Annotated in this window: 10 protein-coding genes; 4 read left to right on the top strand and 6 right to left on the bottom strand. The window is 73.0% G+C overall.

Annotated elements, in window-relative coordinates; all coding sequences use genetic code 11:
- Positions 1-28: 28 nt before the first annotated feature.
- From ACZ7FF_RS38660 to ACZ7FF_RS38670, 3 genes are all read right to left on the bottom strand, one after another.
- The gene (locus ACZ7FF_RS38660; RefSeq protein WP_470818610.1) at positions 29-1,228 is read right to left on the bottom strand and encodes a glycoside hydrolase family 64 protein; all 1,200 of its coding nucleotides are present in this window, start codon (positions 1,226-1,228) and stop codon (positions 29-31) included.
- Between the two features lie 195 nt (positions 1,229-1,423).
- Positions 1,424-2,179: a dienelactone hydrolase family protein gene (locus tag ACZ7FF_RS38665; RefSeq protein ID WP_470818611.1), complete on the bottom strand. Its 756-nt coding sequence runs from the start codon at positions 2,177-2,179 to the stop codon at positions 1,424-1,426.
- 103 nt (positions 2,180-2,282) lie between these two features.
- Positions 2,283-2,903: an L-threonylcarbamoyladenylate synthase gene (locus ACZ7FF_RS38670; RefSeq protein WP_470818612.1), complete on the bottom strand. Its 621-nt coding sequence runs from the start codon at positions 2,901-2,903 to the stop codon at positions 2,283-2,285.
- Positions 2,904-3,585: 682 nt separating this feature from the next.
- On the opposite strand from ACZ7FF_RS38670, the gene ACZ7FF_RS38675 reads away from it, so the two are divergent.
- Positions 3,586-5,127, top strand: a complete 1,542-nt coding sequence (locus ACZ7FF_RS38675; protein WP_470818614.1) for a helix-turn-helix domain-containing protein — start codon at positions 3,586-3,588, stop codon at positions 5,125-5,127.
- A gap of 130 nt (positions 5,128-5,257) precedes the next feature.
- On the opposite strand, the gene ACZ7FF_RS38680 is transcribed toward ACZ7FF_RS38675, so the two are convergent.
- Positions 5,258-6,490: a cytochrome P450 family protein gene (locus ACZ7FF_RS38680; protein WP_470818616.1), complete on the bottom strand. Its 1,233-nt coding sequence runs from the start codon at positions 6,488-6,490 to the stop codon at positions 5,258-5,260.
- A 279-nt stretch (positions 6,491-6,769) separates the two neighbouring features.
- Positions 6,770-8,014 (bottom strand): serine hydrolase domain-containing protein, encoded by a 1,245-nt coding sequence (locus ACZ7FF_RS38685; RefSeq protein WP_470818618.1) that lies wholly within the window; start codon positions 8,012-8,014, stop codon positions 6,770-6,772.
- Between the two features lie 827 nt (positions 8,015-8,841).
- Here ACZ7FF_RS38685 and ACZ7FF_RS38690 point away from each other — a divergent pair.
- On the top strand, positions 8,842-9,096 hold the full coding sequence (locus tag ACZ7FF_RS38690; protein WP_470818620.1) for a hypothetical protein: 255 nt from the start codon (positions 8,842-8,844) through the stop codon (positions 9,094-9,096).
- A 138-nt stretch (positions 9,097-9,234) separates the two neighbouring features.
- Here the strand turns inward: ACZ7FF_RS38690 and ACZ7FF_RS38695 are convergent, their stop codons facing one another.
- Positions 9,235-9,702 (bottom strand): hypothetical protein, encoded by a 468-nt coding sequence (locus ACZ7FF_RS38695; RefSeq protein ID WP_470818622.1) that lies wholly within the window; start codon positions 9,700-9,702, stop codon positions 9,235-9,237.
- A gap of 343 nt (positions 9,703-10,045) precedes the next feature.
- Here ACZ7FF_RS38695 and ACZ7FF_RS38700 point away from each other — a divergent pair, with 343 nt between their 5' ends.
- Together ACZ7FF_RS38700 and ACZ7FF_RS38705 are read left to right on the top strand one after the other, a co-directional pair.
- Positions 10,046-11,395 (top strand): transaminase, encoded by a 1,350-nt coding sequence (locus tag ACZ7FF_RS38700; RefSeq protein WP_470818624.1) that lies wholly within the window; start codon positions 10,046-10,048, stop codon positions 11,393-11,395.
- A gap of 36 nt (positions 11,396-11,431) precedes the next feature.
- Positions 11,432-11,872 (top strand): Lrp/AsnC family transcriptional regulator, encoded by a 441-nt coding sequence (locus ACZ7FF_RS38705; RefSeq protein WP_470818626.1) that lies wholly within the window; start codon positions 11,432-11,434, stop codon positions 11,870-11,872.
- Positions 11,873-11,877 lie beyond the last annotated feature (5 nt).

An 11,877-nucleotide genomic window follows, 5' to 3' on the forward strand; every position in this document is an offset into this window, starting at 1 on the left:
GCCGGCCGGGGTGCGGGACCCTCGCGTGTCAGGACATCGGATCCAGTGTCAGATACGCCTGCCGCGGGCTGCCGTCGTGGACCAGCGACTCCTGATCGCCGACGTCGTCGAAGGCGAACGCGTAGGCCTTGCCGTCGGCCATCTGCGCGTGGACCGCGCGCGCGTACTGGTTGGTCACGGCGTCCCGGTAGAAGTCCGCCGACGAGGTGTCCGGCTGGCTGGGGTCGACCAGCAGCGTCGAACGGTTGAAACCGGCGCACAGCGTACGGGAGATGGGCCCGCGGACGTCGTCGTTGGGTGCGTCCAGCAGCTTGTGGCAGCCGAACACGCTGTCCGCGTCCGGCTTTTGGAAGCTGGTGACGACGGCGCCGGAGGAGTCGGTGAAGTTCATGACGCCGCCCGAGACCCGCCCGAAGTAACGCGTGCCGGGCCGGTCGGCGAACGGTGTCACCGTCAGCGTGGACGTCGTGTACTTCTGCCACACCCGGTTGACGAAGCCGTCCAGCACGCCGGCCGGCAGCGCACCGGTCTCCACGCCGTACAGCGGGGACAGGGCACGCAGCACGGTGCCGTCCGACCGCGTCTGGACCAGGCCGCCCCAGCCGCCCGGCCGACCGCGCAGGGCTCCGAAGAAGCCGCTCCAGCCACCGGACTTCAGGTGGCCGGTGGTGCTCACACTGCCGTCGGACCGCTGCACCCCGACCGCGTACGGCGCCGAGAACATGTCCACCTGGGTGCTGTTGAGCCACAGCCCGGAGTCGTTCAGCGTGTACTCGGACCAGTTGAAGAGGATGTCGCGGTTGGGGTCGGACGGGTTCTGCACCGCAGGCTGCACCAGTCCGCCGGTGGTGAGCCTGAAGACGAGCTTTTGGCCGTAGGAGAAGTAGATCCGCCCGGAGAACTTCGGAATGCGGATCGTGGCCGACTGGCCGGTGGCCGGGCCCGCGATCGCCGCGTCGGGCGCCGGGGTCGGCGGGTTGCCGCCCGCCGGCCAGGCGTGGAAGACGCCGTTCGCGTCGGCCCAGCCCTGCCGTCCCGAGGAGAGCTGGGTGCCGAGGTCGTAGACGTAGACGGGGCCGGAACGGCCCGAGTTGTTGGTGATCTTCAGCGGAAGGGTGTCCGGCACGGCGGCTCCGGCACGGTCCGGGGCACCGAGCGCGAGCAGTCCGCCGACCAGGGCCGCCGCTGCCGCGAGCGGCAGCGCGGGGCGCGTGAATCTGTGCAGCACTCTCCACCTCCGTGTGGGGTCGGGGTCGTACGGAATTGGTCCGTACCTCTTTGAGAGCGCTCTCAGACTCGTGCCGGGATGCGTGCATGTCAATGATCTGGACCGGACCGGTCCGGCGCCCGCCGTACCGCGGGCGCCGTGAGCCGGTGCCGTCACACGCGTCGGGCCGGTGCCCTCACACGTGTTGAACGAGTGTCAGAAGGTGCGCTTGAGCAGGTCGAGCAGGGCCGCCCAGTGCCGTTCGTCGCCCTCCCGGTGGTAGGCGGAGGTGTCCGCCTGGGTGAAGCCGTGCCCGGCACCCGGGTAGACCTCGCAGGTGTGCCGCACGCCCGCGGCGGTCAGCGCCTCCTCCAGGCGCCGGATCTGCTCCTCGGGCAGGGAGCGGTCCTTGTCGGCGTGTCCGAAGTAGACCTCGGCCCTGATGTCGCCCGCGCCCCGGTGCGGGCTGTCGGGCGCGTCGGTCGCCAGCTGGCCGCCGTGGAAGCCGGCCACGGCCGCGACGCGGTCGGGGTGGGTGGCCGCCGTGCGCAGCGCCAGCCGGGCGCCCATGCAGTAACCGACGAGTGCCACGGGGCCCTCGGCGACCAGCGGGTTCTCCGCCATCCAGCCCAGATACGCGTCGGCGTCCCGCCTGGCCTCGTCCGGGCTCAGCGAGGACACGACCGGGCCGAGCCGCTCCCAGAGGGTCGGGTCGGCGGCCGGGTCGATGAACTCCGGCAGGTCGACGACGGGGGTACGGCCGAGTCGGTAGAACACGTTCGGCACCAGGACCGTGTGGCCGGCGGCGGCGATCCGGTCGGCCATCGACTCCAGCTGCGGGCGGACTCCGTAGGCGTCCTGGTAGAGCAGCACCCCTGGGTACGCGCGGCCGTCGTCCGGATGGCTGAGGTAGGCGTCGGCCACGCCGTCCGCGGCCCGGATGTCGATGGCTGTTCCCTGTACGGCGGTCATGGGGCGAGGCCTCCAAGGTTCGGTGGCGAGCGGGTCTCCCGCGGTACTGCGTTCAACCACATGCTGCCATGCAAGATCCCGACCGACCGACCCGCCGGTCCGCTCACTCGAACCGCGAGGTGTCGCCGGCTCCCCGCCGGACGATCTCCGCCTCCCCGCCCGAGAAGTCGACCACCGTCGTCGGCTCGGTGCCGCACTCCCCGGAGTCGACCACCGCGTCCACCGCGTGGTCCAGCCGGTCCTTGATCTCCCAGCCCTGCGTCATCGGCTCCTCCTCGTCGGGGAGCAGCAGCGTGCTGGACAGCAGCGGCTCGCCCAGCTCCTCCAGCAGCGCCTGGGTGACCACGTGGTCCGGGATGCGCACACCCACGGTCTTCTTCTTCGGGTGCAGCAGCTTGCGCGGCACCTCGCGGGTGGCCGGGAGGATGAAGGTGTAGCTGCCGGGCGTCGACGCCTTCACCGCCCGGAACACGTCGTTGTCCACCCGTACGAACTGGCCGAGCTGTGCGAAGTCCCGGCACATGAGCGTGAAGTGGTGCCGGTCGTCCAGATGGCGGATGGAACGGATCCGCTCCATGCCGTCACGGCTGCCCAGCCGGCAGCCCAGCGCGTAGCAGGAGTCGGTCGGATATGCGATGAGCGCGTCCGAACGCACGGCTTCGGCGATCTGGCCGATGCTGCGCGGCTGCGGGTTCTCGGGGTGCACGTCGAAGTACTTCGCCATTCGACGAGCTTATGCCGTCCCCGGGTCCGGCACGCGCAGCACCCGACGTCCGTCGGTCGGGCGGCGGAGTGGTGCGGGCGTGGGCGTCACCAACCCCGTGGGTGACGCCCACGCCCGCGCCGGACCGGCTTGCCCGCCGTCGGCGCACCGGGCCGCCCTCGGCGACCGCCCGGCGTGCGGGTTGTTCCGGCTGGCCCCCGGCGACCGCCCGGACCACGGAGTCGCCGAGCGCCCGGTCTGCGGGTTGTACCGGTTCGGCGTCGGCTGCTCGGCGTGTGGGTCGTTCCGGCTCGTGCCCGGCGATTGCCCGGTCCACGGATCCCCCCGGCCCGTCGCCGACTGACCGGCCTGCGGAGCGCCCCGGTTCGCCGTCGGCTGCCCCACCCGCGGATCGTCCCGGCTCGCCCCGCTGATCGCCCGGACCGCGGATCGTCCCGGGGTGTTCGGCAAGTACTTCGGGATCTCTGTGTACGTCGTGGAATACGGGGCAAGCGACCTGTGAGCCGCCCGGGGCCTTCCCCCCGTCCCGGGCGTGGCGTCTCCGCCGGCGGCCCACCCCCCCCAGGGCCGCCGGCGGAGCCATGTCCGGCCGCCGGGAGCGCTGCCGAGGACGGGGCCGCGAGGTGTCGGGTAACGTCCCGGTGCGACCACCCAGGTCGACTTGACGACAAGGGGAGGAAACGTGGCCTGCCGATCGGACGAGGACCCGGCGTCCCGGCAGCCGTACGGGACCGGCGACGCCTGGGCACGCGAACTGCTCGGCCAACTGCGGCCCGCCGGGCGCGATCTGCCCCGCCTCGTGGCCTGGCTCGCCCGCAGCACGGGCGCCTCGGTGTGTCTGCAGGACGCCCGCGGCACACTCCTCGCCGGAGGACGCCTGCCGCTCGACGCGGCGGTGGTGGCCGACATCGCCACCGGCCGGGTCTCGGCCGCGGCTCTGGAGGACGGTGCCCGGTACGTGCGACTGGTCGGGATACGGCAGCCGGGCCCGGACCCGGCCGCGCGTGCCGTACTGGCCGTCGCCCGCCCGGCCCCCTTCGACCGGCACACCACCGAGATCCTCGGCCACACCGCCGCGGTGCTCGAACTGCTCCTGCGCGAGCGGGAACTGGCCGAGGCCGGACACCGGCTGCGGCGGGCCACGGCCGATCTGCGCCTGGCCATCCTGCAACTGCTCATGGTGGAGGACACCGTCTCCGCCCGCCGCGTCGCCGCGGGGCTGTGGCCCGGGCTGCTGGAGGAGGACACCGCCCGCGTGTACGTCGTCGAGGGCGCGGCCGCCGAACGCGACCGGCTCGCCGACGAATGCGCGGCGGCCACCAGCGGCGGGGCACTCGTCGTGCGCTGCCCTGCGGTGGACGAGCACGTCATCGTCGTCGGCCCGGCCGCCGGGGTGGAAAAACGGCTGCGCTCCGTCGTCGCCGGCCGGCCCGGCACCTTCCTCGGCGGCAGCCCCCGGCAGCGCCTCGCCCTGACCGCCACCGCCTACGGACAGGCCGTCACCGCGCTCGCCGTGGCCCGCTTCCGCACCGACCGGACCGCCGTCTACGCCGAACGCACCCGCCCCGCACGGCTCATGGACCCCACCGCCCTGCGCGCCTGGTCCGCGGCCGTGCTGCGCCCGCTCGACACGCTGCCGTACCACGTGCGCGCCGAACTGCTCTCCACCTCCCGGCTGGGGCTGGAGTTCACCGCGGTGAGTGCGGCCAAGGTGCTCGGCGTCAGCCGCAACACCGTCCGCGCCCGCATGGACCGGACCGCCGCGCTGCTCGGCGCCGACTTCTCCGCGCTGACGGTCCGCGCCGTGGCCCATGTCGCGCTGAACACCGAGGCGGCGCACGGCCCGTACGAATCCGGCGGTACGGCCCGCGGCCAGTCGGTCCCGGCCCGGTTCACGGACCTGCTCGGCACGAGCGCGCTGCGCTCCTGGGCCGAGGGTCTGCTCGGCCGCCTCGACGGCGACGGCCGGGACCTGCGCGGCACCCTGCGCGCCTGGCTCGCCGCCGACGCCAACGCCGAACACACCGCCGAGGCACGGGGCGTACACGCCCAGACCGTGCGCGAACACGTCCGGGCCGCCGAACCCGTCCTGGAACGCCGGCTGCTGACCGGAGGCACCGATCTGTACGAGGTCGTCCTGGCCCATCTGGTCACCGGCGAACTCGCCGTACCCGCGCTCGGCCCGGCGAACCTGGACCAACCGGACTCGGCTGTGCACAGGTGAGTGCCGTGGGGCCCCAGCCGGGCACCGGTGCGCTGGTCCAGGCCGCTCGGCACACGTAGTTTCGGCAGTCCGCGGGGCACGACCGGAACGGGGGACCGGTCGGGGCCCCGCGGCCCGTCCCGCCGTGCGGTCAGACTCCCAGCCGGACCGGGATCTCCCGCCAGCCGTGCGCGATGAACGAGGGCACCTGCCGCAGCTCGCCCTCGCCGACGGCCAGGCGCAGGCCCGGAAAACGGGAGAAGAGGGCGGGCAGTGCGGTCAGTGCCTCCAACCGGGCCAGCGGCGCCCCGATGCAGCGGTGCACCCCGACCCCGAACGCCAGATGGTCCTCGGCGTCCCGTCCCGCGTTGAACACGGCCGCGTCCGGCCCGTAGTGCGCGGGATCGAGGCCGGCCGCCGCGTACGTCGTGATGATCGCGTCCCCGGCCGGGATCGTCACGTCCCCCACCTTCAGCTCCTCGACCGCGAACCGCAGCGGCAGCGCGGCGATGGACGGATGCACCCGCAGCGTCTCGTCCACCACCGCGTCCCAGCCGATCGTGCCCGAGCGCACCGCCGCCAGCTGCACCGGGCGGGTCAGCAGGGCAACGGCCGCGTTGCCGATCAGATTGACGGTGGTCTCGAACCCCGCGCCGACCACCAGCAGCAGGGTGTGCAGCAGCTCCTGGTCCGAGAGCCGGTCGCCGTCGTCGTCCCGGACCCGGATCAGCTCCGTGGTGATGTCGTCACCCGGGTGCGTCCGCCGATGGGCGATCAGCGCGCCGAGCACGGAACCGATCCGCTCGTGCACGGACGAGGCGAACTCGGGGCTCATGTCGGAGGTGTCCATGATGTCGGCGATCAGCCGAGCCGCATCGGGCCGTAACTCCTCCGGCACGCCTAGCAGTTCGCAGATCATGCGCATCGGCAGCGCGTGCGCGAGCCCCGCGCGCAGATCGACCAGCCGGCCGCCCGCCCCCTCGGCCTCCAGCGTCTCCAGCAACTCCTCGGCCAGGGCCGCCACGCGCGGCCGCATGGCCTCGGTGCGCCGGTGGGTGAAGCTCGGCGCCACGAGCCTGCGCAGCCGGGCGTGGTCGGTGCCGTGGGTGGAGAGCATGTTGACCACGCCGACCCAGTTCGACACCCAGCTCCAGGACGGTTGCGACCCCAGCTCCGGCCAGAATCGCCAGTGCAGGCGGGCGTCCTTGCTGACGCGCGGATCGAGGATCAGTTCCTTGAGGGCGTCGTAGCCGGTGGGCGCCCAGGCGGGGATGCCGCCGGGCAGCTCGACGGGCACGACGGTGCCGAGGGCGCGCAGCCGGGCGCTCTCGGCCGTGATGTCGGAGCCGAAGGGATCGAGGGCGATGCGGTCGGTGCCGGTCACGACGGTCTCCAGACGGTCGGCCTCCGGTGCGCGGTCGGAACAAGTACACCGCGTCACCGGTCGCGTGCACACGGTGCGAGTCGGCTCGTCCGGAAATCTGGCCGAGTTCGGGCACTTGCCGGCCGTGCGGGCGCGGACGGCCGCGGGTCCGCGGCACCGGCCCGGTCGCGCGTGCTCGGTGACGGCGTCGTGCGGCCTCGCGGCGCCGACGTGCGGGGGCAGGCTCGGTTCCCCCCCGTGACCGGGCCTGCCCCGGTCGGCGCAGCCCTCGACGGGACCTCAGCGGGCCGCCGGCTCGGCCGGGAGGTTGAACACGTGACGGGGGGAGATGATCTGCGTGATCGCCTTCCCGACCAGGGTGCTGGGCTCCTGGCCGGCATGGTTGATGTCGGTGTTGAGCAGCACCACCAGGGTCGTCCGCGTCGCCGGGAGGTACACGGTCAGGGACTCGTAGCCGGGCAGGGAGCCGTTGTGCCCGATCCACCCCTGCGCGTTGAAGATGCCGAGCCCGTACCCGACGCCCGGGAGCGTGGTGGCCGGAGTGACGAGGCGCTGCCGCTGGGTGGCGGCGCTGATCATCCGCCGGCCGTCCGGCAGTTGACCGGTGGCCACCGTGGGCGCCCAGGTGTGCAGGTCGTGCAGGGTCGAGATCATCGCCCCGGCCGCCCAGCCCCAGGAGGGGTTCCAGTCGGCCGTGTCCGCGACGGCGCCGTTCGCCGTCTGGTTCGTGTAGCCCTGCGCGTGTGGTGAGGGGAACTCGTTGCCCTTCGGGAAGAGCGTGTCATGCATGCCCGCCGGGTCGAGGATGTGCTGCTTGATGTAGTCCCCGAGCTGCTGCCCGCTCTCCTTCTCCACGACCAGCCCGAGCAGGATCAGATTGGTGTTGGAGTAGGAGAACTTCGCGCCCGGCTGGAACAGCACCGGATGTTTGAAGGCGTAGGCGAGCAGCTGCTGGGGCGTGAAGGGGCGCTGCGGGTCGGAGGTCAGGGCCTTGTAGAAGCCGTCGTCCTCGGAGTAGTTGAACAGCCCGCTGCGCATCCCGGCCAGCTGGCGCAGGGTGATCCGGTCGCCGTTCGGCACCCCGTGCACGTACCTGCCGATCGGATCGTCCAGACCGACCTTGCCCTGGTCCACCAGCTGCAGGAGCGCGCTCACGGTGAACGTCTTGGTCTCGCTGCCGATGCGCATGCGCAGGTCCGATGTCATCGGCTGGCCGGTGCTCTTGTCGGCCACGCCGAACGAGCGGACGTAACTGCCCTGCCCCGGCGTCCAGATGCCCACGGTCACGCCGGGCACGTTCGCCTCGTGCATCACCCGCTGCACGGCCGCGTCGAGTTGGCGTGCCAGCGCGGGAGTGAGGGCGCGTACGTCGGGTCCCGTGGGCGACGGGCTGGGTGAGCCGGGGGTCCGTTCGGCCGGGGCCGGTGCGGCGACGGCCGGTCCCGCGGCGAGCGGCGACATCAACGACCCAGCGGTCAGGGCGACGACGGCTCCCCTCCGCAGGCGTCCGGATGAGTGCGACATGGGCTGCCTCCAAGCACGCGGCAAGGCGTACATGCGGTGCGCGGGACGTCGTGGCCCGGGCTCCTCAGGATAAGAGCGGTCATCCCGCGCCGCCCGTCGGCCGTACGGGGCGCCCGGCAGCGTCGCCCGGCCCGCGCAGGGGAGCCTCGCGGCGGGATGTTTGTCGGACTGGCCCAGGCCCCCGTTCGAGCGACGGCCTCACCCGACTCGGTGACCCACCCGGACCGGGCGTACCGGCGACGGGACACGAACGTTGCCCCGGCATGAACCGCTTGGACCGGATCGAACCGACGGACCGGATCGAACCGACGGACCGGATCGAACCGACGGATCGCATGGATCCCGTGGGTCGCACGGACCGGATGGATCAGATGCCCCGAGGGGCTCGGGTGGCTCGGGTGGTACGGGTCGAACCGGTGGACCTCGTGGGCCAAGGAGACGGAGCCGGCGGTGACGGTGCCCCGGCGGCCCCGGCGGCCCCGGCGGCCCCGGCGGCCCCGGCGGACCACTCGGATCCGGGAGGGCGGGGCTCAGGCGCGAGCCGCGGGGATCGCGTCGATCGCGTGGACCTGGGGGAGCGACGGCCCCGGCTTGACCTGGTGGACCCCAGGGGCCGGAGGGATCCGACGGCGCGGCCGGAACTGCCGTCGCGGACTGCGGGCCGGGACCGGCGCAGGCGGCCGACGCGGAATGAGGCCCCGGACCGGCGGGAGGGACCGGCGCGGGCGGGGGAACTGGATCGTCGGGAGGGACCGGCGCGGGCGGGGGAACTGGACCGGCGGGAGAGGCCAGTGCGGGCCGGGGAACTGGACCGGCGGGAGAGACCGGTGCCGACCGAGGGGCAAGACCTGGTGCACCGGCCGGAACCGGCGGAGGACGCGAACCATGTGGACGGTCCGGAGAGTCCTGCTCGTCCGGAGTCCGCACACCAGACCCCGTCGCTCAGGCGGAGGATCCCGCAGGAACCGGACGTCCCCGGGGTGAGCGTCCGCGCGCTGCAGGACCGGGAGCCGATCTACGCCCGTCTCGTCGCCGAGTGGCGGGCGCAGGGGAGGACCGTGCCCGCCGGGCGAAAGCGGTGACGGACGCACGGTGGACGCCCGTCACCGCTCTGGCTCGACCGCGCCCGGATCCGGCCGGAGCGCACTCAGTTCCGGCCCGACCGCTCCCGGCCCGGACTGAACCGCTCCCGGCCCCCGCCCGAAACGCTCCCGCTCCCGCTACTGCCCGCACAGCGGAGCGAGGACGGCCAGGGTGCCGTTGGCCTGTCTCAGCGCCTCCTCCAGCGTGCCCGGCAGGTGCAGGGTGCCGGTGCCGTCCGGTGGTACGAGCCACTCCAGTGAGCGGGCGGGCCGGTACGGCGGAGGCGCGGCGACCCAGGAGCCCTTGGTCGCGTAGCGCAGCCCGGCGCCCACCCAGCCCCCGGACGGATCGGGCGGCAGGAGGAAGCCGACCCGCCCCGCCACGGTGTCCACCAGGGTCGGTCCCGGAACCGGCAGCTCCGGCCGCCAGAGCAGGTCCAGGGTGAGCAGTCCCAGCCGCTCGGGGACGCTCAGCACGTCCCAGAAGCGCCCCGCCTCCAGCAGCGCGACCCCATCGCCGTGGTCCCACTCCCACTTGCACGCGCGCGGGTCCGGGGCCGCAGCCGCCAGCCACTCCACGCCCCGCATCCACATCGTGTTCGTCATGCACCGCTCCGGATGTCCTCGCTCGCCTGCCATGGGCGCAGGAAAACGGCCGTGACCGGGCACTCCGTGCGCGTGCACAGCAACCCGGCATATGCATGCTCGTAGATATTTCTACCTGGCGGAAGGGGTGGCGCACCCTGGCGTTTGAGCCGTCTCGTTCGAAGCCCGCGTGTCGGTTCGTCAGCCGGGCGAGGGGGGACGGGTCACCCTTCCGACGGCGCGAATCGCCCTCTACGCATGATTCGATCGCGGCGACAACTGATTCATGCGTCGCCCCTTGAGTTCGTCGTCATTTCGGCCGTACTCTCTCGGCATTCCGTCACCGTCCCCAGCGAGGTACCCCATGGACCGCACGCGTCTGCACGACCTACTGGCCCGGGAGAGCGCCGAGGCCGAGCGCCGCAACCCGCGCTCGCGAGCGGCCTACGCGGAGGCCGAGCACCTCTTCGGCCGGGTGCCGATGACCTGGATGAACAAGACCGCCGGTGCCTTTCCCCGCTACTTGGCGGGGGCGCGCGGCGCCCGGGTCACGGACGTCGACGGGCACGAGTACATCGACTTCTGCCTCGGCGACACCGGCGCTATGGCCGGCCATTCGCCCGCGGCCGTCACCGAGGCCGTGCGCGTGCGGTTCGCCGAACTGGGCGGGGCCACCGCCATGCTGCCCACCGAGGACGCCGAGTGGGTGGGCGCCGAGCTGACCCGCCGCTTCGGCCTGGCGCGTTGGAGCTTCTCGCTCACCGCGACCGACGCCAACCGCTGGGCGATCCGGCTCGCCCGGGCCGTCACCGGCCGCCCGAAGATCCTGTTCAACAGCTACTGCTACCACGGCAGCGTGGACGAGTCGCTGATCGTCGCCGGCCGGGACGGCACGGGCACAGCCCGCCCCGGCAACGTCGGCGCGCCCTGCGACGTGACGCTCACCAGCAGGGTCGCCGAGTTCAACGACCTCACCGCACTGGAGCGTGAGCTGGCCCACGGCGACGTCGCCGCCGTCCTCATGGAGCCCGCGCTCACCAACATCGGCATCGTCCTGCCCGAACCCGGCTACCTCGCGGGAGTCCGCGAACTGACCCGGCGGTACGGCACCCTGCTCATCAACGACGAGACCCACACCTTCTCCGCGGGCCCCGGCGGCTGCACGGCCGAGTGGGACCTCGAACCCGATCTGCTCACCATCGGCAAGGCGATCGGCGGCGGCATCCCGGCCGGTGCGTACGGCCTGTCCGCCGAGCTGGCCGAGCGGCTGCTGGGCCGCGCCGACCTGGACCTCGTCGACATGGGCGGCGTCGGCGGCACCCTGGCGGGCAACGCCCTGTCGGTCGCGGCGACCCGCGCCACCCTGGAGCAGGTGCTCACCGACGAGGCGTTCGCCCGCATGGCCAAGCTCTCCGAACGCTTCGAGGCGGGGGTACGGGCCGGTATCGAGGCGCACGCGCTGCCCTGGTCCGTCAGCCGGCTCGGCGCGCGCAGCGAGTACCGTTTCACCTCCCCGGCGCCGCGCACCGGCACCGAGTCCGCGGCGGCCTCCGACGCGGAGCTGGAGGACTTCCTGCATCTCTACCTCGCCAACCGAGGCATCCTGCTGACCCCCTTCCACAACATGGCGCTGATGTGCCCCGACACCACCGAGCAGGACGTCGACACCCACACCGAGGTCTTCGCCGCCGCCCTCGCCGAACTGCGCGGCTGACCGGCGGGCCGGCGCCCGACGTACGAAAGGACACGCGTGGACGAGATCGACCGGGCCATCCTGCGCGAGCTGCAGACCGACGGCCGCATCGCCTACGCCGACCTCGGTCCCAGGGTCGGCCTGTCCGCCTCGGCGGCCCGGCAGCGGCTCCAACGGCTGCTGGACTCCAGGGCGGTCCAGGTGGTCGGCGTCACCGACCCGATGGCCATGGGCGGGCAGGCCATGGCTCTGCTGGGCATCGGCGTCGACGGCGACCCGCGCACCGTCGCCGACGCCCTCGCGGAGCAGCCCGAGGTCGTGTACTCGGTGCTCACCTCGGGCGGATTCGACCTGTTCGCCGAGGTGGTCGCGCCCGGTCCGAAGGCCCTGCTGGACTTCGTCAACGACGTGGTCCGCCCCCTGGAGGGCATCCGCGAGGTCCAGTCCTTCCCCTACTTCGCCATCCACACCCACCGCTTCCTGTGGGACGTGGGATGACGGAG

The sequence above is a fragment of the Streptomyces sp. NPDC037126 genome, assembly GCF_055605965.1.

Excerpts from the sequence above, each read along its gene's own strand:
- ACZ7FF_RS38665 (WP_470818611.1), bottom strand. The coding sequence starts at position 2,179 with ATGACCGCCGTACAGGGAACAGCCATCGACATCCGGGCCGCGGACGGC.
- ACZ7FF_RS38670 (WP_470818612.1), bottom strand. The coding sequence starts at position 2,903 with ATGGCGAAGTACTTCGACGTGCACCCCGAGAACCCGCAGCCGCGCAGC.
- ACZ7FF_RS38685 (WP_470818618.1), bottom strand. The coding sequence starts at position 8,014 with ATGTCGCACTCATCCGGACGCCTGCGGAGGGGAGCCGTCGTCGCCCTG.
- ACZ7FF_RS38695 (WP_470818622.1), bottom strand. The coding sequence starts at position 9,702 with ATGACGAACACGATGTGGATGCGGGGCGTGGAGTGGCTGGCGGCTGCG.
- ACZ7FF_RS38700 (WP_470818624.1), top strand. The coding sequence starts at position 10,046 with ATGGACCGCACGCGTCTGCACGACCTACTGGCCCGGGAGAGCGCCGAG.